This window comes from Actinomadura sp. NEAU-AAG7 (assembly GCF_018603865.1).
Classification (GTDB): domain Bacteria; phylum Actinomycetota; class Actinomycetes; order Streptosporangiales; family Streptosporangiaceae; genus Spirillospora; species Spirillospora litoris.
Window position 1 is genome coordinate 707,340 of the sequence record NZ_JAHFZY010000001.1, and the last position, 19,731, is coordinate 727,070.

The 19,731-nt window shown below is 71.3% G+C and carries 18 protein-coding genes; 8 read left to right on the forward strand and 10 right to left on the reverse strand.

What is annotated here, in order from left to right; translation table 11 throughout:
• Nucleotide 1: 1 nt before the first annotated feature.
• Both KLI87_RS03310 and KLI87_RS03315 read right to left on the reverse strand, forming a co-directional pair.
• Nucleotides 2-799 (reverse strand): endonuclease/exonuclease/phosphatase family protein, encoded by a 798-nt coding sequence (locus KLI87_RS03310; protein ID WP_308165829.1) that lies wholly within the window; start codon nucleotides 797-799, stop codon nucleotides 2-4.
• 120 nt (nucleotides 800-919) lie between these two features.
• Complete coding sequence (locus tag KLI87_RS03315) at nucleotides 920-1,759, reverse strand: helix-turn-helix transcriptional regulator (protein ID WP_214615772.1); 840 nt, start codon at nucleotides 1,757-1,759, stop codon at nucleotides 920-922.
• Nucleotides 1,760-1,862: 103 nt separating this feature from the next.
• Between KLI87_RS03315 and KLI87_RS03320 the strand changes: the two genes are divergently transcribed.
• Complete coding sequence (locus tag KLI87_RS03320) at nucleotides 1,863-3,218, forward strand: MFS transporter (protein ID WP_214615773.1); 1,356 nt, start codon at nucleotides 1,863-1,865, stop codon at nucleotides 3,216-3,218.
• Here the strand turns inward: KLI87_RS03320 and KLI87_RS03325 are convergent.
• Both KLI87_RS03325 and KLI87_RS03330 read right to left on the reverse strand, forming a co-directional pair.
• Nucleotides 3,194-4,930 (reverse strand): DEDDh family exonuclease, encoded by a 1,737-nt coding sequence (locus KLI87_RS03325; RefSeq protein WP_214615774.1) that lies wholly within the window; start codon nucleotides 4,928-4,930, stop codon nucleotides 3,194-3,196. The genes KLI87_RS03320 and KLI87_RS03325 overlap by 25 nt on opposite strands.
• Before the next feature lie 137 nt (nucleotides 4,931-5,067).
• Nucleotides 5,068-5,826 (reverse strand): methyltransferase domain-containing protein, encoded by a 759-nt coding sequence (locus KLI87_RS03330; protein WP_214615775.1) that lies wholly within the window; start codon nucleotides 5,824-5,826, stop codon nucleotides 5,068-5,070.
• A gap of 74 nt (nucleotides 5,827-5,900) precedes the next feature.
• On the opposite strand from KLI87_RS03330, the gene KLI87_RS03335 reads away from it, so the two are divergent.
• Nucleotides 5,901-6,407, forward strand: a complete 507-nt coding sequence (locus tag KLI87_RS03335) for a helix-turn-helix domain-containing protein (protein ID WP_214615776.1) — start codon at nucleotides 5,901-5,903, stop codon at nucleotides 6,405-6,407.
• Nucleotides 6,408-6,455: 48 nt separating this feature from the next.
• Here the strand turns inward: KLI87_RS03335 and KLI87_RS03340 are convergent, their stop codons facing one another.
• The 3 genes from KLI87_RS03340 to KLI87_RS03350 form a co-directional block, all read right to left on the reverse strand.
• Nucleotides 6,456-7,460: a hypothetical protein gene (locus KLI87_RS03340; RefSeq protein ID WP_214615777.1), complete on the reverse strand. Its 1,005-nt coding sequence runs from the start codon at nucleotides 7,458-7,460 to the stop codon at nucleotides 6,456-6,458.
• Nucleotides 7,461-7,527: 67 nt separating this feature from the next.
• Nucleotides 7,528-8,283 carry an LmbU family transcriptional regulator gene (locus KLI87_RS03345; protein ID WP_308165830.1) on the reverse strand — a complete coding sequence of 252 codons (756 nt, stop codon included), beginning with the start codon at nucleotides 8,281-8,283 and terminating at the stop codon, nucleotides 7,528-7,530.
• Nucleotides 8,284-8,731: 448 nt separating this feature from the next.
• Entirely contained in the window at nucleotides 8,732-10,456 is a 1,725-nt protein-coding gene (locus KLI87_RS03350; protein ID WP_214615778.1) for a hypothetical protein, read from the reverse strand.
• 1,130 nt (nucleotides 10,457-11,586) lie between these two features.
• Between KLI87_RS03350 and KLI87_RS03355 the strand changes: the two genes are divergently transcribed.
• From KLI87_RS03355 to KLI87_RS03370, 4 genes are all read left to right on the forward strand, one after another.
• Nucleotides 11,587-12,129, forward strand: a complete 543-nt coding sequence (locus KLI87_RS03355; RefSeq protein WP_214615779.1) for a hypothetical protein — start codon at nucleotides 11,587-11,589, stop codon at nucleotides 12,127-12,129.
• A gap of 6 nt (nucleotides 12,130-12,135) precedes the next feature.
• Nucleotides 12,136-14,004, forward strand: a complete 1,869-nt coding sequence (locus KLI87_RS03360) for an ABC transporter ATP-binding protein (protein ID WP_250903465.1) — start codon at nucleotides 12,136-12,138, stop codon at nucleotides 14,002-14,004.
• A 71-nt stretch (nucleotides 14,005-14,075) separates the two neighbouring features.
• Nucleotides 14,076-14,576, forward strand: coding sequence for a S26 family signal peptidase (locus tag KLI87_RS40865; protein ID WP_173390947.1), 501 nt, complete (start codon nucleotides 14,076-14,078; stop codon nucleotides 14,574-14,576).
• 5 nt (nucleotides 14,577-14,581) lie between these two features.
• Nucleotides 14,582-15,109, forward strand: coding sequence for a MauE/DoxX family redox-associated membrane protein (locus KLI87_RS03370; protein WP_214615780.1), 528 nt, complete (start codon nucleotides 14,582-14,584; stop codon nucleotides 15,107-15,109).
• Nucleotides 15,110-15,121: 12 nt separating this feature from the next.
• Here KLI87_RS03370 and KLI87_RS03375 read toward each other — a convergent pair whose 3' ends face one another.
• Complete coding sequence (locus KLI87_RS03375) at nucleotides 15,122-15,502, reverse strand: MerR family transcriptional regulator (RefSeq protein WP_156220352.1); 381 nt, start codon at nucleotides 15,500-15,502, stop codon at nucleotides 15,122-15,124.
• A gap of 60 nt (nucleotides 15,503-15,562) precedes the next feature.
• Between KLI87_RS03375 and KLI87_RS03380 the strand changes: the two genes are divergently transcribed.
• Nucleotides 15,563-16,747 carry an MFS transporter gene (locus KLI87_RS03380; protein WP_250903466.1) on the forward strand — a complete coding sequence of 395 codons (1,185 nt, stop codon included), beginning with the start codon at nucleotides 15,563-15,565 and terminating at the stop codon, nucleotides 16,745-16,747.
• A gap of 7 nt (nucleotides 16,748-16,754) precedes the next feature.
• On the opposite strand, the gene KLI87_RS03385 is transcribed toward KLI87_RS03380, so the two are convergent.
• Entirely contained in the window at nucleotides 16,755-17,339 is a 585-nt protein-coding gene (locus KLI87_RS03385) for an XRE family transcriptional regulator (RefSeq protein WP_308165831.1), read from the reverse strand.
• Nucleotides 17,340-17,633: 294 nt separating this feature from the next.
• Between KLI87_RS03385 and KLI87_RS03390 the strand changes: the two genes are divergently transcribed.
• Nucleotides 17,634-18,476, forward strand: coding sequence for an SAM-dependent methyltransferase (locus tag KLI87_RS03390; protein WP_250903467.1), 843 nt, complete (start codon nucleotides 17,634-17,636; stop codon nucleotides 18,474-18,476).
• Here the strand turns inward: KLI87_RS03390 and KLI87_RS03395 are convergent.
• Nucleotides 18,449-19,723, reverse strand: a complete 1,275-nt coding sequence (locus KLI87_RS03395) for an RNA polymerase sigma factor (RefSeq protein ID WP_214615782.1) — start codon at nucleotides 19,721-19,723, stop codon at nucleotides 18,449-18,451. The two genes, KLI87_RS03390 and KLI87_RS03395, sit on opposite strands and share 28 nt — an antisense overlap.
• Between the last annotated feature and the right edge of the window lie 8 nt (nucleotides 19,724-19,731).

Below are 19,731 nucleotides of genomic sequence, written 5' to 3' on the forward strand. Positions count from 1 at the left end.
CCTAGAGGTCGAGCAGCAGGGCGCGGTGGTCGGACACCTCCGGCGCGGCCGCGATCTCGAACCGCTCCACCCCGGCGGGGTCGGAGACCAGCACGTAACCGGCGTGCCGGAGCGGCTTGGGGTAGCGCGAGGTCCTGGTGTCGGCGTCGCCGACGAGGTCCGTCAACCCGAGGTCGGCGAGGATCTGGAAGGTCTCGCTGTCCGGGAGCAGGTTGAAGTCGCCGCACACGACGGTCATGTCACCGTCCCCGCGCGCTCCCCTGACGAGGTCCGCGAGCCGTTCGGCCTGCGCGCGCCGGGCCGGGGTGTCGGCCTTGCCGCGCGGGTCGCGCAGCCCGTGGAGGTTGACGACGGTGACGAACCGCTCGGCCCGCCGGTCGTGCACGCGCACGGCCAGCGCGGCGCGCGGCCGCCCGTCGTTCGGCCACTCGTCGCGGTGCTCGGTGTAGTCGCCGTGCACGAACGCCGACCGCATGCCGACCACCGGCAGGGACGCGCCGACGAAGGTGGCCACCCCGAAGTCCTGCCGGTGCCGCCGCCCCTCGTGATCCTGAACCGGCCCCGCGTCGCTCACCGCGAACAGCCCCTGGTGGCGCGGCAGCCGGGCGCGGACATCGGCCAGGAGGTCCGCCCGCTGGGGCAGCGACCGGTCGGCGTCGTCGAAACGCGTCCACCCGCCCAGCGCGGGTGTGCGGGTGACCTCCTGGAGGCACAGGACGTCGGCGCCGCACGTGTCGAGCCAGGGCGCGAGCGCGTCGAACATCGCGCCGCCCCAGGCGTTGAGGGAGATGATCCGCACGTGGACCAAATCTAGATCCGCAACTCGGACCAGGCCAAACGCTTTCCCGTCCGCGCTCGACCTCAAGGCGGGTCGGGCGCGGTGCCCGACGGAAGCGGCGCGGCGGCGGTGCCGCTGCTCTCACAGGGCGCAGAGCAGGCGGAGGGCCGACTCGGATGCCGAGTCGGGCTCGGCGGCGAAGACGGCCAGGCGCTGGTCGGGCTGTTCCTGGAGGCGGAACACCTCTTCCGCGAGTTTCATCTCACCCACCAGCGGATGCCAGAACGTCACCGTGACCGAGTGGCAGTCGCGGACCGGATGGCGCGCCCACAGGGCGGCGAACTCCTCGTTCTTCACGGCCAGTTCGCCGACCAGCTCCGTCAGCGCCGGGTCGTCGGGCCACTGCCCGGCGGCCTTGCGCAGGTAGGCCACGGTGTCGCGGGCCTTGGCCGGCCAGTCGGCGTACAGGTCGCGTGTGTGCGGTTCCAGGAACACCAGCCGCGCCATGTTGGGGCGGTCGGAGGGGCGGTCCGGAGCGTCCAGGGGGAGGTGGGGGGCCAGCAACGCGTGGGCGGGACGGTTCCAGGCCAGGATGTCGGCGGCCCTGCCCAGGATGAGCGCGGGGTTGAGGTCCATCGAGCGCAGCACGGCGAGCGTGGCGGGGCGCACGCGCTCGGGCCGCGAGCGCCGCGCGCCCTTGCGCGGCGGCCTGGCCAGGCCGCGCAGGTGGGCCCGCTCCTCCTCGTCCAGCCGGAGGGCGCGCCCGATCGCGTCGAGCACCTCGTCCGAGGCGTTGGCGCTCTGCCCCTGCTCCAGCCGGGTGTAGTAGGCGACGCTCACCCCGGCGAGCTGGGCGAGCTCCTCCCGCCGCAGCCCCGGGACGCGGCGCCGCGACCCGTAGGGGTCCAGGCCGACGTCCTCGGGGGTGAGCCGGTCGCGGCGCACGCGAAGGAACCGCCCCAATTCCGTACTCGCAGCCATACAGGCATCATGCCCGTCGCGTGCGCGGCGAGCCTGACCCTGCCAGGCGTAGGAAAACGGGGTGACTGGGTAAGCGCCGGGCCCGCCGGCACGCTCGGAAGCCATGACCACGCGCATCGACGCCCCGGCCGCCCGCATGGGCCCGCGCCAGAAGGCGGTGCTGGCGCTCCTGCTCGGCACCCAGTTCATGCTGGCCGCCGACTTCTCGATCTTCAACGTCGCCCTGCCCGCCGTGGGCCGGGGCGTGGGCCTCGGCCTCGACACGTTGCAGTGGGTGGCCACCGCCTACGCCCTGCCCGCCGCCGGGTTCACGCTGCTGTTCGGACGGGTCGCCGACCTCGCGGGCCGCCGCCGGATGCTGGTGATCGGGCTCGGCCTGCTGACCGCCGCCTCCGTCTTCGGCGGGACGGCCCACACGCCCGCCGCGCTGCTGTCGGCCCGCGCCGTCCAGGGGCTGTCCACCGCGATCGCCGCGCCCGCCGCGCTGTCGCTGATCACGACCGCGTTCCCCGAGGGGCCGCTGCGTGCGCGGGCGCTCGGGCTCAACGGCGCGGTCACGGCGGCCGGGTTCACCTGCGGCGCCCTGCTCGGCGGGCTGCTGACCGGGTTCTGGAGCTGGCGCTGGGCGTTCCTGGTCAACGTCCCGGTGGCGCTGGTCATCCTCGTCGCGGTCCTCCGGCTGGTGCCGGAGGGACGCGGCCGCACGTCACGGCTCGACCTGCCCGGCGCGATCACCGTCACGCTCGGGCTGCTGGCGCTGGTGTGGGGCGTCACGACCGGGGGCCTCGCGCGCTGGGCGCTGGTACCCGCCGCCGTCCTGCTGGCCGCGTTCTGGATCGTGGAACTGCGCAGCCCCGATCCGCTCGCGCCCGTGCACATCCTGCGGCGGCGGACGGTCGGCCTGGGCGTCCTCGGCGGCCTGACCACGGTCAGCATGGCCACCGGCGCGACCTTCCTGATGACCGTCCACCTCCAGGACACGCTCGGCCTGGACGCCGCGTCCACCGGCCTCGCCTTCGGCGCCGCCGGGCTCCTCGCGCTGGCCGGAGGCGCGGTCGCGCCCCGCCTCATCGGCCCGATGGACGCCTCCGGCGTCCTGGCGCTGGGGCTGGCCCTCCAGGGGGTGTCCGCCGCCGGGCTGCTCGCCGCCGGAAACGCCTGGTGGGTCGTGGCGGCGCTGGCGGCCTGCTACTTCGGCAACATGGTGGCCGTCGTGGCGTATGTCGTCACCGTCACATCCGGCCTACCCGACCACGAGCAAGGACTGGCCACCGGGTTGAGCGCGATGGCGCAGCAGGTCGGCATGACGATCGGCATTCCGCTGCTCAGCAGCATCGCCACCACACCGGAGGGCGTCCACCCGGCCATCGCCGTGAACGCGGCGGTGACCCTGGTCGCGGCCATCCTGATCCGGCTGCTGAGCCGGGTGCGGCCTCAGTCGTCGATGTCGACGCCGTAGCCGCGCGCCAACTCGTCCAGGCCGTGGTCGTAGCCCTGGCCCATCGCGCGCAGGCGCCAGGACGGGCCGCGCCGGTAGACCTCGGCCAGCAGCATCGTGCGCTCGGTGGTTCCGGCGTCGAGGGTGGCGCGTGCCAGCGGGGCCTCGCTGCTGCCGGGCGCGACCGTGATCTCCACGGCGCCGACCGTGCCGAACGTCGCGGTGCCGTCGATGGCGGCCGCGATGACGACCCGCTGGACGGCCGGGGGGAGGTGCGCGGTGTCGATGGTGATCGACTGCTCGGCGGGGCCGTCCGCGGAGAGCGTGATGGTCCCGCCGGGGGCCTCGGGCGCGCCGTAGAAGACGAGGTCCTCGTCCCGGGCGACCTGCCCGTCGCCGTCCAGGGCGAAGGCGACGAGGTCGATGTCGCAGGTCACCTGGTGCGCCCACGCCGCGCCGACGGTCCAGGTCCGCGCGGTGGCCGGCAGGTCGGTGGCGCCGCCGCGCGGCAGGACGAGGATCGCGGCCTCCTCGGGTGTCGCCGCCGTCGTCTCAGGGTCCCGCAGCCAGCCTTCGTCATGGACGGGCAGCCCGAGGTCGTGGATCCGGGGCGTGCGCCGGTCGCGGTCCGCGCCCGGGAGCATGACGACGTCGGTGACGCTGCTGGAGAGGTTGACGGCGGCCGAGCCTCCGAGTTCGGTGACCCGGTTCCGTATCGACGCGGCCCGCGGATGCGAGCCGCCCAGGACCAGGACGCGCCGCCCGGTCAGGGCCTTGGCGGGACGTGCGGAAGGCGCGGCTCGTTTCGGGGCGGCGGCTGGAGGCGGTGACCCGAGTTCGTGCGGGACGCCGGGCCGGACGTCCCGCAGCAGCCGCATGAACGTGGACTCGTCGATGACCGGGACGCCCTCGGCGGCGGCGCGCCGACCTTTGGCGCTGGAGGTCCTCGGGTCATTGGTGACCAGCGCGCTCGTATGGCGGCTGACCATCGACATCATGTTCAGCCCCGCCGCCGCGGCCTTGGCCGCCAACTCGGCGCGGGGCGTCCGGGTGTCGCCGGTGATCGCCACCTTCATGCCCTGGACGAGCGGCCCGCCGGCGGTGAGGCGCCCGGGGTTGCGGTAGTCACAGGGGACCTTGGGCAGCCGGGCCGGATACCCGCCGCCGGACAGGCCCCGGCGCGGCGGGCAGGACACCAGCGGCAGGCTGAGCCCGAGCCGGGCGGCGGCGGTCAGCGAGCCGCGCAGCACCCCGGCGAGCACGCGGGTGTCGTCGGCCGCGTCGTGCGCTCTGCGCTGGACGATGCCGTAGTGAGCGGCCAGTGTCCCCAGTCGCATATTCGGCGTGGGAGGGGACAGCCGGCGGTTCAGGGCAAGCGTGCACAATCGTTTCTCGACCGGCAGCCGCAGCCCGGCGCGGACGAACTCCTGCGCCAGGAAGTCGTAGTCGAAGCGCGCGTTGTGGGCGACCATCACGCGGCCCGAGAGAAGGGCGGCGATCCGGGCCGCGATCTGCTCGAAGCGGGGCGAGCCCGCCAGCCGCTCCGGGGTCAGCCCGTGGATGTGGACCGGCCCGGGATCGCAGCCGGGATTCAGCAGGGACGAGAACTCCCCGGTCACCTCCCCGTCGGAGCCGACCGTCAGCAGGGCGACGGCCAGCACGCGGTGCTCGGCGGGCCGGAACCCGGAGGTCTCCACGTCGACCAAGGCCCAGTCGGAGGGATAACCCAGCATGGCGGCGCGCGTTCCATCCGTCCTATTCGGCGTATGTGAGCACCACATCGTAATTGTGTGGTTCGCGACGCGCCCAGCCCATTGAGTTGCCTCATCCGGCCATTGTCCTCCCGCAGGAGGATCGGTTCGCCCTTCTTCTAGTGTTTTGTACGGGCATGCCCGAGATAGGTGACCAGAGGCTTGCCCTCGGGTTCGAGGATGAAGCTCGTCATTTCCTTCACCGCCCGGTCGTCGATCTTTCCGCTGCGGCGCGCGACGGTGGCTTTGACCAGGTCGAGGACGTTCGTGGGCTTGAAGGAGCAGACGTCCTCGTTCTTCAGCCCATGGGCGGCCAGCGCGGAGGCGACCTCGGCGGGGGTGCGCAGGCGCGCGGCGGTGTAGCGGCCGCGCGGCATGATCCGGGTCTGCGGCAGCGCCTGGAAGGCCCCGAGGTAGATCAGCCGGGAGAGCGGCGTCCGGTTGACGGTGTCGTAGAACAGCACGCCGCCCGGCCGCAGCAGCCTGGCCGCGTGCGCGACGACCCGGTCGAGGTCGTCGGTGATCTCGAAGGTGTCGGCGTAGAAGAGGACGTCGAAGGACGCGTCGGCCAGCCCCGGATCCTCGGCGCGGGCGGTCATGTATTGCACGGACTCGGTGTCGGCCTCCTGGGCCATCGCGGTCGCCTCACGGGACGGGTCCAGCGCGACGACGCCCAGGCCGAGGCGGGCGAGCCCCTGGGCGAGGAGACCGCGTCCGCTGCCGATGACCAGCGCCGTGCGTCCGGAGCAGGGGATGTCGAGGCGGTTCAGGACGGAGGTCACGTACTCCATCCGCACGTCCTGGAAGGTGAGGGCCCGGATGTGGCGGCCGTCGATGGCTCCGGCCGCGCGCGAGTCGAGTTCGATGGCGGGTCCCATGGACACTCCTCCGAGTCAGTTTCCTTAGGACACTCATCTTAGTCTCCCCAGGGAACCCGACGTAGGCTGGGGGGGTGACAAGGACCCCGCTCGCCGACGTCGCCTGCTCGATCGCGCGCGCCACCGACCTGTTCGCGGACGCGTGGACGGCGCTCATCATGCGGGACGTCGTGCTCGGCGTGACCCGCTTCGACGACCTCGCCCGCGACCTCGGCATCTCGCGCAAGATCCTGGCCGCCCGGCTGTCCCGCCTGGTGGAGGAGGGCGTGCTGGTCCGCGAGCGCTACCAGGACCATCCGCCGCGCGAGCACTACCTGGCGACCGAGAAGGGCGAGGAGCTGTATCCCGTCCTGCTCGCGCTGATGCGCTGGGGCGACCGCTGGTACGGGGAGTCGGGGCCGCCCGTGCGCGTCCACCATCTGGAATGCGGACACGACACCCAGGCCATCACCGCCTGCGCCCACTGCGGCAGCGAACTCACCGTCGACAACACCACCCAGCTGCCGGGCCCCGGCGGGCGCATCGGCCCCGGCACCCAGGTGATCGGCCCGCTGCTCGCCGCGCGCCGGACCTCGTCCTGACGATCACCCGCGCCCGGCGAGGGCGGCGGCCGCCGCGCGTGGAGCCGGTCAGCCGAGGACGGCGAACCGGGCCTCCGCTTCCGCGGACGGTAGCTCCCGCAGCGTGACCTGTGCCTTCAGGGCCTCGTGCAGGACCGGGTACATATTGGTGGGCGACCACTGGGCGTTGACGGAGCGTTCTTCCAGGAAAAGGGTCGGGACGCCGTTGATGACCGGGACGTCGGAGAACGCGGCCGAACCGGGGAAGAACATCGCCGGGACCGGGACGCCGTCCTTCGCCCCCGGATACTGGAAGCCGAAGCGCTGGTGGTCGACCAGGTTCTGGGCGGCCCGGCGCTCGTCCTCGGTCAGGCCGTCGTTCGCGGCGTAGCGCACGGCGGCGGGATCGGTGGGTTCCGCCGCGAGATAGCCGGGACCGGCGTGCCTGAGCAGGGCGTCCTGCGCCAGCGCGAAGAAGTGGTACATCACGTTCCGCACGCCGGTCAGGCCGAGGAGGAACGCACGGCGGTTGCGCGGGTCGGCCAGCAGGATCTCCTGGCCGTCCAGAAGGGCGAGCACCTCCCGGACGTAGTAGAGCGTCTCGTACCGCCCCTCCAATTCGGCCACCAGGGCGACGACATCGGAATCGGCGCGCAGGCGCTTTCTGGCCTCTTCGTCGCGGCTGAGCGTCGTCATCGCCGCGAGCAGGACGAACGGCAGCGTGTGGTGGGCCCGGACGAGGTCGGGCGAACGCTCGAAGACCTCGTCCTCGGCCGCCTTCTCCGCCGTGAGCTCGCGGGCCCGCAGCAGTTCGCGCCTCATGACGGGGAGGACGACCTCGGCCGCCACGGGCGCCGAACCGCCGCGCTCGACCATCACCCCGCACAGGAAGGCGGCCATCCCGGCGCGGAAGACGTCCCCGCTCTCCGCCGGCCCCGCGAGGTCCGCGATCGCGGCATCGGGGCCGGTCACCCGCTGGAAGAACTCCTGGATCTCCGGACGGGCGAACAGCTCCGTCCCGGCCCGGCACTCCCGCAGGTCGCTGGCCTGGGAGACAAAACCCGCAATTGACATCCGATCATGATAGAGCGGGCGGAGAGTTCGCCGGACGGCGAAGAATAATCTCTTCTCGCCGGCGGATTCAGGCGGGATGCGCGGCCTCTTGCCGGCTCGCGTCCCCGCCGTGCGCCGATCCCGCGATGTCGAGCGCGGAGGCCGCCGCGTCATCGAGCACGAGGATTATCCACTCCGCCAGGGAGGAATTCGCCCGGCCCGCCGCGCGCGACCATGCCGCTTCTTTGTCCGGCGGGATGTCGATGTCCACCCTGACGGACGACTGGTCCGCGTTCACGCGGCCGAGTTCCCCGAGCCTGCGCAGTTCGGCCCGCAGGCGGTTGCGCGACCAGCGGTGCCGTTCGGCACGGTCGAGCCAGAGCTCCTGCTGCTCGACGGGCAGCCGGGCCACCTCGGCATGGTGCTGCATGCTGAGCTTGTCCCGGCGCCGCGCCATCGGGAATCGCCGCGCTATCCAGGCGCAGTTCCGCAGCGTCTGGTAATCGAGCCGGGTCTCCTCGACGGCCCGCCGGTACCGGTCGGCGTAGTAGGACGTTCCGTAGGCGAGCCAGTCTCCGAGCCACCAGTTCGAGGAATCGGAGATGAGGGCGATCTGGCCGCCGATGCGCTGCCAGGTCTCGAAGGGGAGTTCCGGTGGCAGCTCAAGGCCGGTGCGCCGCGGTTTGGCCGCCCGGTCGAGCATCAGAGCGCCGTTGGCGGGCGTCATGCCGGCGTGGGGACGCGGCGCCTTGGCCCGCGCCGCCTGGGCTCGCGCCGCCTGGGCTCGCGCCGCCGCGGGCGCGGCCTTCCGCATCACACCGTTCGCCGGTTCCGATACCGTCACCTCGGCCCTCCGTCCCCCGTGATGTGGCAGGCGATCTGAATCCAAGCGTTCACCAGTGACGCCGCATGCGGTTCAAGAAGGCGTGGTGACCGCCTCGACGTGCAATACATGCAAAGCGAAATGCCTTTTCGTCGCACACTCCCCGTTCCGGTCGCCATAAGTGATTCCATGGCGGGCCTGTGTATAGGGATAACCCACCATGATCAGCATTGTCAAGGGCTCGCAGGGGATTCTCGGCATCGCTGCTCGTGGATCGCAATCGACTTTCGCCCGGCACTTCGTGATCTTTAGTGGTGCGGCAACGATAGGGCGGATCGTTGTTTTAACCGGACCGCCCCCGAAAAGCGTTGTCCGAAAAGCCCGATCGGGTGGCCGCCCGGAGGCCGTCCTTCACCGTCGTGTCTCGCCGGCGGGACGAACGGCGGTACTCCGCCCGGCGCCACCGGTGTCATGAACGGGCCCAGGCGACCCAGCCCTGGGCGACCCCGTCCGCGTAGGACGACCTCGTGTCCACGATCCGGAAGCCCGGCGGGGCATCGGGCCAGGTGGCGGCGGGGGCGGTCGACGCGCGCCAGCGGAGGACCACGAGGTCGGCCTGGCCGGGCGGAGGTGTGGAGGCCGCGTTGAAGTCGATCACCTTCGTCCACCACACCTGGTAGAGGAGCGGCACGCGCAGCCCCCAGGTCACGCCCTGGTCGATGGCCACGGCGCGGTACGTCCCCGCGTCGCCGAGCCGCCCGATGCCGGCGACGTCCGCGGCGTCCCGGGCGGGCGGCCGGGCGATCCTGTAGCTGGACGTGGTCAGGACGGCCAGGTTCAGCGCGGCGAGCAGCACGACCGCCAGCGGAGCACCGGCTCGATGGACGCGGCTCGACCAGCCCTGCGATCGGCCCAGCCACTTCCGCGAGAGCATCCCCGCTCCTCGGACGAGGAAGAGCACGGCACCGAACAGTCCGAGCGCGACCACGGTGGCGCGCCACAGATGGAACCGTTCCCAGTCACCGGTCAGCAGGTTCATCTCCAGGAAGTCGAAGGCGATGTACTTGCCGGTGTGCAACCGGTCGCCCGCATAGTCCAGGACCGTCCAGCCCAGGGCGAGGGCGAGCCCGAGAGCGATGACCGCCCCCTGGACGAGTTCCCTGCGACGTGCCCGTACCAGAGCCGCTAGTCCGGCGAGGAAGAGAACGGGGAGCAGGCAGGCCAGGTAGCGGCCGGTGACGAAGTTGCCCGCCCGCTGCTCATCGGGGAGGGCCGCCGAGGTGGCGACGGCGACGCCGGCGACCGCCGCCAGAACAGCCAGCGCGGACCACCGCAGGGGAAACGGCGTGCCGCGCCGTACGGCGACCGCGATCAGAGCCGTGAGGCCGAGACCGGCGATCCCGGCCGTCGCGACGATCTGGTACCAGAGCTGCCCGGCGGTGAGGGCGAGCGTCCAGCGGTGCCCCTCGGCGTGGGTGAGCCGCCAGACCAGGTTGTCTTCGAGGTTGTTGTCCCCGAGCGGATACATCTGCGGCATGAGCCAGTCGTTGAGGCGGGCGGCCCCGTAGACACCCGCCGCCAGGACGGCGGCGGCAGCGGCGGACGACCGCCGGCCCGCTCGCCCGCGGAACAGCATGACCAGGACCGTGCACGCCTGCACCACCAGGAGCACGGTGCCGCGCGAGTGAACCGCGCAGGCATAGGCGGCGACCAGGCTCGCTCCCGCCGCGTACACCATTCTCTCGTCGCGTATCCAGCGGTAAAGCAGCAGGATCCAGCCGAGAAAGACGACCGGTAGAACGGCATCCGTCAGTACATAGAGGCCGTAGAACGAGGCGCCGGGGAGCAGGGCGGTTACGTGCGCGGCCGCGTATGACCAGCGTTTTGTCAGTCGCAGGTCCAGCGCGGCGCGAAAGGCGAGCGGCAGGAGGGCCGCACCGACCAGCGCGTTGACGACCATGCAGAGCCGGTAGACCGTCTCCGGATCGTGGCTGAGCCAGTACGCCGGAGCCAGCAGCAGCGGGTAACCGCCGTGATATACCGTGCTGTATGACAGATCGGCGTTCGGGCCGCCCGAGAGTATCCGCGCGGCGATCAGATAGCCGGTCTCGTCGGGATTGGCGGTCGGAGATGTCTGCTCGGCCGCGAGCCAGAGCCGCAGACCGGCCTGCGCCGACCAGCCGAGAACGAGCATCAAGACCATGCGGCCCCGGGGGCCGAGTGCACCGATCCGCCGGCTCCCTCGTAACGGGCGAGCCATTGATTCCCCGGAACCGGGAGCTGGCCTGAGCGCACCTCGCCGTTTCCGGGGAGTGGTGACTCGGTCGGTATTCATCGACGAACAGTTTGCCACCTGTTAGATCCCGGCTCGCCCGGTAAGACCGGAAATAGGGGTGGACAGGGCCCCTGAGCTGGGAAGGCGGAGTTTTGTCGTGATCCGCATCCCGGCTATGCGGGTCGCCCTCTCCGGCGGCGATAAGTGGATCGGGTGCGATCCAACCCCAGTACTCACCTGGTTTCGGTTGGGCCGTATATCCGCCTGACCGGCTCGCTTCCGGCGCTGGTCAGGGCCGATGGGCCCTGTGCCGCTCCGGGTGAGCGGCCCGATGCGAATGCGTTGCTATTCCCCCCCGCCATGCCGCCCATACGCGGCCGAACGGGCGACGTCCGCGCCGTCCGCGGAGAACCTCGGGAACCGGCCCCGCTTCACCGCGACATAACGGTGAGAAGCGAAACGTGGGGCTTTCGACCGGTGGGCGGAAAAGTTCCCGGCCCTCGATGTCAGTGTCAGGGCTGAGCCGAAGCGTCCATTTGATCTGCGGAGATGAACCGGTTAAGACGCACGGTTTCGAGCGGCTACTGCGCCGGGTGCCCGACCCGTCACTTTTCGCGACTTGCCAGCCAGGGAAACGGTCGTCAGGATTTGGCCTCGTCAGCCACGAGGACTTCTTGAAAGGAGGGTGGTCGGGATGAAGATTCTTCAAGGGGCAGGCAATGCGCTGGTCGGCCTATTGGTGCCCCAGATCAACGCGAACGCCAGTGCCAGGCGGAGCTGCGTCTGGTACTCGGACTGCTGGCAGTGCGGTCACAAGCCGTGCGCCTACGTCTGCAACAGCAACGGCTGTAGCGCGTTCTGCAACAAAACCTGCTAATTGCTGACTCGCCACCGCGGCCCCAGGGCCGCGGCTGGATGACGAAGCTCCGGGCCTTCCGCGTCGATCGGGCATTCCCCGGCCGGCGCGGAAGGTCGGCCGGCGGTTTCGCACAGCCCATTGAGATAGGAGGACGGTAGCCATGACGTCCGTGCTGATGGGGACGACCCTCGTGCTGGGCACCCTCGTGATACTCAATCTGGTGATCAGCGTAGGTGTCATCCAGCGCCTCCGAGTTCACACCGAGCTCCTCGCCCATCTCCGGGGCGAGTCGCCGACCCTCCGCCCAGGCCAGTCGATCGGCCCGTTCGAGACCGTCTCGACCAGGGGCGATGTCATCTCCGACGAGATGATCAAGTCGGAGTCCGTCATCGGGTTCTTCTCGCCGGGCTGCGGGCCCTGCAAGGAGAGGCTGCCGGACTTCCTGGAGTTCTCGCATGAGATGAGAGGCGTGCAGCAGCACAGCATCGCCGTGGTCGTCGGGGCCGAGGACGAGGCCGCCGACCTCCTCTCCACCATCGGCGATGGCAGCACGGTCGTCCTCGAAGAAGGCGGCGGCCCCTTCACGAACGCGTGCCAGGTGAAAGCCTTCCCGACGTTCCTGATGGTCGACCGCGACGCGGAAGGCGCGCTCCAGGTGCGGGCGAGCGGAATCGACCTCACCGAGATCCGCGAGCTCAGCGGGGCCCGCGAGCGCATCTCCAGCCCAAGGTGAACGACCTTGCCGGGCACGGACGGGGAGAAGAACGCCTTGGAGCGGGGTAGGCGGCCAGGCCGGACGCTCGCCACGTCCCTTACCGCGGTCCGTGCCGTCATCGCCCTGGCGGCACGGGCCGCGCCCTGGCAGACGGCCGGTTGCGTCCTCGCGTCGCTGGTGAGCGGGATCATCCCGGTCGCGACGGCCTGGCTGACCAAGCTCCTGCTCGATCGCCTGGTCGGGCACGCGCCGATGTCGTCGATCGTGGCCCTGGCGGCGTCGCTCGGCGCCGTCGGGGCCGCGACCCTGGTGCTGCCCCGGCTCATCCGGTTCCTCACCGCCGAGGTGGAGCGCGAGGCCGGCCTGCTGGCCCGGGAGCGCCTCTACACGGCGGTCGGCGACCTGCCGGGCCTCAGCAGGTTCGAGGACCCCGACTTCCTCGACAGGCTCCGGCTGGCGCAGAACGCCTGCGGAACCGGCCCGGGACAGGTGTTGAACGGCCTGCTCGGCGGCATGCGGAGCCTGGTCACCGTCGTCGGGTTCGCGGGCGCGCTCGTGTCCCTCACCCCGCTGCTCGCGCCGCTGCTGCTGCTCAGCGGGATCCTGACCCTCGTCATGGAGCTGTCGCTCGCACGCAGGCGGACGGCGATGATGCTGCGCATCGGGCCCATGGAACGCCGGGAGATCTTCTACAGCGACCTGCTCTCGACGGTGGAGGCGGCGAAGGAGATCAGGCTCTTCAACATCGGGGGGCTCCTGAGGGAGCGGATGCTGCGCGAGCGCCGGCATGCCAATTCCGCCAGACGGGCGGTGGACCTCCGGGAGCTGACCGGGCACGGCGCCCTGGGGCTGGTCGCGGCGGCGCTGGCGGCCGCCGGGACCCTCTGGGCCGCCTACCAGGTGCACGAGGGCCTCATGACCGTCGGCGGGGTCGTCGTCTTCGTCACGGCGATCGGCAACACCCAGTCGACGCTGGGAAGCCTCGCCGAGCAGGTGGCGCATTCCCAGGAGGCCGTGCTCCTCTTCGAGCACTACCGGACGATCACCGCGACCGGCTCCGATCTCCCGGTCGCCGACGACCCGAGGCCCGCCGCCGGCCTTTCCGGTGGCATCGAGTTCCAGGACGTGTGGTTCCGCTACTCCGACGACCACCCCTGGGTCCTGAAGGGCGTGGACCTCCGCATCCCGGCCGGAAGCTCGATGGCGCTGGTGGGTCTCAACGGCGCCGGGAAGTCGACGCTCGTGAAGCTGCTGTGCCGCTTCTACGATCCCGGAAAGGGCCGGATCCTCTGGGACGGCGTGGACATCAGAGACATCGACCTGGAAAGCCTGCGGAAGAGGATCAGCACCGTCTTCCAGGATTACATGCAGTACGACATGACCGTCGCCGAGAACATCGGCCTCGGCGACATCAGCGCCATGGACGACCCGCGGCGCGTGCGGAAGGCGGCGGAACGGGCGGGCGTCGACCGGGCGGTCGAGGAGCTGCCGCACGGTTACGAGACCCTGCTCTCCCGCCTCTTCTTCATGGAGTCCGAGAAGGAGAGCGCGGAGCACGGCGTGATCCTGTCGGGCGGGCAGTGGCAGCGGTTGGCCCTGGCCCGCGCCGTCTTTCGGGACGGCCCCGACCTGGTGATCCTCGACGAACCCTCATCGGGGCTGGACGCCGAGGCGGAGCACGAGATCCACCGTTCCCTGCGCCGGTACCGCCGGGGCCGGACCAGCCTGCTGATCTCCCACCGGCTCGGTGCCGTCCGGGACGCGGACACGATCGTCGTCCTGGCCGGAGGCAGGGCCATCGAAGAGGGCTCGCACGAGGAACTGATCGCGGCCGACGGCGCATACGCGCGGCTGTTCAACCTGCAAGCCACCTCCTACCGGGGCGACGCATGACGGAACCGCGCGTGATCAAGCGCCGGAGAACCCGTGCGGCACGCGTCTCCGTGGGAACGGCGCCGGGGCTGGTGCTCGGAATCGGAGCCCTGCTCGCCGGGGCGGACCCGATCACGGCCCTCGGGGTCTTCGCGGTCGCCTGCGGCGGCGCCGCGGCGGCCTCCGCGCTCCTGGCGCGGCGGTTCGTGCAGGTGACGGTGCGGGGCCCGAGCATGCTGCCGACCTACGAGGACGGCGACCGGCTGCTGGTGAGGCGGACGCACGCCGTCAGGTCCGGCGATGTCGTGGTGATCGACCAGCCGAGGTTCGAGGTGAGCCGGAAAGGGCCGGGGGACCACGTCCCCGAATGGAAGAACGGCCACGGCTGGATGATCAAACGGGCGGTCGCCGTTCCGGGCGAACGGATACCGCGCGCAGAGATCCCGGAACTGGAGGCGCTCCCTGGCGACCGCGTGCCCGAAGGCATGCTCGTCGTCCTCGGCGACAACAGGGAGGAGAGCTTCGACTCGCGGCACCTCGGCTTCGTCTCGCTGGAGAAGGTCCTGGGGGTACCCATGGGACGACGGAAGTGAGAGGCATGGACTACATCCAGATCTTCTGCCAGGCGGTCATAGCCGTCGTCTTCGCATTCTCGGCGTGGTCGAAGCTGCGCGGTGGAAAGGAGATCGCCGCCTTCTCCGATTCGCTGCGTCCGCATCTGGGAACCGCCTCGTCGCGCACTCGCATGGCGGCGGCGGTGTGCGTCGCCGTCTCGGAAGCCCTGGCGGCGGTGCTGACCGTCATCCCGGTGACCGCCCTGGCGGGGCTGCTGCTGGCGACCGCGCTGATGCTGCTGTTCACCGCCTTCGTGACCAGGGTCGTGCTGACGGGGACGAAGGCGACCTGCCGCTGCTTCGGCGCGTCCGAGAAGCGCATCGGCTGGCCCCATGTCGCCAGGAACACCACGTTGACGGTCATCGCGGCGAGCGGCTCGCTCGCGGCGGGAAGCCCCGGCGGCGACATCGCGCTCGCGGGCTGGATCGTCTCCACGGTCATGGGCATAACGATCGCCGTCATCTTGGTGGCCCTCGACGACATCGTGCAGCTTTTCGCGATGGACCTGTGATTCCGCGCGGCTTCAGCCGTCCAGCGCGCGCCGCGCGACCTCGGGCGGTGCCGCCGCGATGACCTCCTCAAGGGCGCCGAGGGACGTCTCCAGGTCCGTGATCGACCGCGTGATCCTGTCGTGCTCCCGACGGAGGTCGGCGAGCAGGTCCGGGCAGGTGGGGACCAACCGGGCGTCGTCCTCGCGCAGGCAGGGGAGGATCGTGCCGATCGTGGCGGTGTTCAGGCCGGCGGCCAGCAGGCTGCGGATACGGCGGACGGTGTCGACGTCGGAGTCGCGGTACTCGCGGTAACCGCTGGGACGCCGCTGAGGATGGAGCAGGTCCTGCTCCTCGTAGTAGCGCAGCAGGCGCTCGTGAACGCCGGTCCGCCGCGACAGTTCGCCGATGCGCATGGCCTCTCCCCGGATACGGTTTGACTCTCACATCCATGTGAGAGTCTAGCGTTCCCCGCCATGAGAGAAAGTGTCACCATCCCCGCCGCCCTCTGCGCGAGCGTGTTCGTGGTCGGAACGTCGGAGTACCTGATCTCCGGCCTCCTCCCCCAGGTCGGAGCGGACCTGGACGTGTCGGTGGGCACGGCCGGTCAGGCCGTCACCGTCTACGCCCTCGGCGTCGTGTTCGGCGGGCCCCTCGTGGCCGCGCTGACCGCCAGGACGCCCCGCAAGGGGCTCGCGCTCGGTCTGATGCTGCTGTTCGCGGCGGGCAGCGCGATCAGCGCCGTCGCCCCGTCCTTCGAACTGCTGCTGGTCGGACGCCTGGTCTCCTCGCTCAGCCACGCCGCCTTCCTGGCGCTGGCCGTGGTGACGGCCACCAGCGTGGTCCCGCCGGAGAAGACCGGGAGGGCGATCTCCACGGTCGCCTCCGGCTTCACCGTGGCGACCCTGCTCGGCGTGCCGCTCGGCGCGCTGCTGGGGGAGGGCGCCGGATGGCGCGCCCCGTTCGCGGTCCTGACCGCGTTGTCGCTGGTCGCCGTCGTGCTGCTGGCGGCCGTCCTGCCCCGGCGACCGGCGCCGACCGCGCGGCTGCGGGACGAGGTCCGGGTGGTGACCCGCCTCCCGGTGCTGCTGGCCATCGCCACCACGGCGGTCGGCTTCTCCGGTGTCGCCACGGTGTTCACCTACATCGCCCCGCTGCTGACGCGCGTGTCGGGCTTCTCCTCGGCGGCGGTGTCCGGGCTGCTGCTCGCCTACGGGGCGGGCAGTTTCCTGGGCAACATCCTCGCCGGCCGCTTCGCCGACAGGTCCGTGAGCGCGACCCTGCGAGGGGTGTTCGGCGGGCTGGCCGGGGTGCTCGTCCTCATCCCGTTCGCCGCCCTCTGGCGTCCCTCCGCGGTGGCGGCGGTCCTGGTGCTCGGCCTGCTCGGCACCGCCACCATCGCCCCGCTCCAGGCACTGATCCTGCGCCACGCGGGCGATGCCCCGACGCTGGCCGCCGCCGCCAACGTCGGCGCCTTCAACCTCGGCGCGGCGGCGGGCTCGGCGATCGGCGGCGTCATCGTCGCGGCGGGCGCGCTGCGCTGGACGGGCCTGGCCGGCGCCCTGCTGAGCCTGGCGGGCCTGGCCCTGACCTACCTCGTTCTCCCCCACACCCCCGCGACAACGCGAAAGACCGAAGACCACGTCCCGGCCACCACCTGATACCCGATCAGGACGGGCGGGGTGGGCCGGGGAGGAGGTGGACGGTCATGATCAGGTGGCAGGGGGCCGTGCCGGTGCCCCGGTAGGCGTGGGGGGCGTCGCCGTTGAAGGTGGCCGTCTCACCCGTGTTGACGGGGTACTCGGTGCCGTCCAGGACGAGGGTCATGCTGCCGGAGGTGACGCTGATGGTCTCGACGACTCCGGGGCGGTGAGGGTGGCTGGGGTAGTCCTCGCCGGGGGCCAGGCGCCAGCGCCAGATCTCGACGGGGCTCGCGGTGGACGTCGTCAGCATCAGGCGCGCCTCGCCGCCCTTCGCGCCCGTCCACAGGGGGGCGATGGTGTCGGAGGCGGCGATGCGGACGCGGCCCTCGGGCGGCCCCTGCATGAGGTCGGACACCGAGACGCCGAGGGTGTCGGCGAGCCGGACGAGGGTCGCGAGGTTGGGGTTGCCCTGGGCCCTCTCCAGGGCGACGAGGGCGCCCTTGCTGACCTGGGCGCGCCGTCCGAGCTCCTCCAGGGACAGGCCCGCGCGCCGCCGGGCCGCCCGGACGTTGGCCGCGACGGTCCGCAGGGCCGCGGTCGGCTCGGTCACGTGATCACCCCGTCTGGTCATTCCGGCATACAGCCTAGTCGTTCCATTGCACCCTGTGACGGAGGGCTGGTCCTGCTGACCGGATGGATACAGGTGCTCCTTGGGGGACCATGCCCGGCGTTCATGCGATTACGTGCATTTCCGGCGGGCATTCGGCTTCACAAACGCCTGTCCGGAGCAGGAACGGGACTTTTCGGTACCGGTGCTAACCGCCGATTCAGGCAGGTCGCTAACGCGATGGACGGGAAATACGTAGGATAATTCGCGACTGGTCCAGACCTCTTCGAGGAGTCGATGATGCCCTCTTCTGGCAGCCCAGGTGCGAACCAGCCGCCCCGCCTTCCGGAGAGCGCGCAGGCGCGGTTCCGGATCGACATCCCCTCGCCGGCGCGGACGTGGAACTACTGGCTCGGAGGCAAGGACAACTACGAGGTCGACCGGGTCGTCGGCGACTCCACGGCCAAGGTGAACCCCGAGCTCACCACGCTGGCGCGGGAGTCGCGGAAGTTCCTGATCCGGGTGGTGCGGTACCTCGCGGCGCAGGAGGGCGTGCGCAACTTCCTGGACATCGGCGCCGGGCTGCCCACCGAGTCCAACACCCACCAGATCGCCCAGAGGACGGCTCCCGAGTCGCGCGTCGTATACGTCGACAACGACCCGATGGTGCTTTCGCATGCGCGTGCGCTCATGCGGGGGACGACGCCCGAGGGTGTCACCGACTACCTCGACGCCGATTACCACGAGCCCCGGCAGATCCTCGAAGAGGCGGCCAACGTCCTGAACTTCACGCAGCCGGTCGCGGTGATGTTCATGGGGGTGCTCGGATTCTGCCAGGACTACGAGACCGCCAAGCGGATCGTCGCCGAAACCGTGGAGGGTGTTCCGCCGGGCAGCTTCCTGGTGTTGTGGGACTGCACCGACACCTCCGAGGACGCCGTGCGCAGCACCGAGAACTACGCGAAATCCGGAGCGCTGCCCTACATTCTGCGCAGCGTCGAGCAGATCGGCGCCTTCTTCGGGGACCTGGAGAAGGTCGAGCCGGGGCTCGTCTCCATCACGCGGTGGCGGCCCGATCCGGACCAGGGCGAGGGGCCCGAGCATGTCCACGGCTACGGGGCGGTCGCGCGGACGTCCTGATCGAGGGCGGCGATCTTCTTCTCCAGGAGCGTCCGCTCGCGGTCGTTGCCGCAGAGCCCGACGGCCCGTACCAGTTCGGCGCGCGCCTCTCCGGTGCGTCCGAGCCGGGTGAGCAGCTCACCGCGGACGCTCGGCAGCAGGTGCGAGGACGGGAGCGCGGCGGACAGGCCGTCCACGATCGGGAGCGCCTCCGCCGGGCCCCGCGCCATCGACACCGCCACCGCGCGGTTGAGCTCGACCACCGGGGACGGCGCGAGGCGGCCGAGCGCCTCGTAGATCAGGACGATGCGCTCCCAGTCCGTCGCGCCGACCGAGGGGGCGAGGGCGTGGCATTCGGCGATGGCCGCCTGGAGGCCGAAGGCGCCGAGGCCGCGTCCGGCCCGCCGCGCGCGGTCGAGGGCGGCCCGTCCCCGGACGATCGCGGGGCGGTCCCAGCGGCGCCGGTCCTGGTGCTCCAGCAGCACCGGCTCGCCGCCCGGGCCGATGCGTGCGGGGAAGCGCGCGGCGGTCAGTTCCAGCAGCGCCAGCAGGCCGTTGACCTCGGGTTCGTCCGGCACCAGCCGGGCCAGCACGCGGGCGAGGCGCTGCGCCTCGCTCGCGAGGTCGAGCCGGATCAGCGCCCCGCCCGAGCTGGCCGAGGAGCCCTCGGTGAAGATCAGGTAGATCACGCTGAGGACGGAGCCCAGCCGTTCGGCGCGTTCGGCGGCGGGCGGCACCTCGAACGGGACGCGCGCCGCGCCGAGCGTCTTCTTCGCCCGGGTGATCCTGGCCTGCACGGTCGCGGTCGGGACGAGGAACGCCTGCGCGATCTCGTCGCTGGTCAGCCCGCCGACGACGCGCAGCGTGAGCGCCACCCGCGCCTCCCGCGACAGGACGGGATGGCAGGAGGTGAACATCAGCGCGAGCACGTCGTCGTCGATCCGGTCCGGATCCCAGAGGATGTCGCCGTCCGGGGCGTCGCCGCCCTCGTCCAGGTCATGGGCGAGGGCGGCGTACCGGTCGTCCAGGGCGGAGCGCCGCCGGTACAGGTCGATCGCGCGGCGGCGGCCGACCGTGAGCAGCCATCCCGCGCGGTTGCGGGGGACGCCGTCGCGCGGCCAGGTCACCAGCGCCTCGGCCAGCGCCTCCTGGGCCAGGTCCTCGGCCAGCCCGAAGTCGCCGGTGTAGCGCGCGAGCGCCCCGACGATGCGGGCCGACTCGATCCGCCAGACGGCGGCGACGGCCTCACGCCCGGTCGGATCGGCCATCGCCGCTC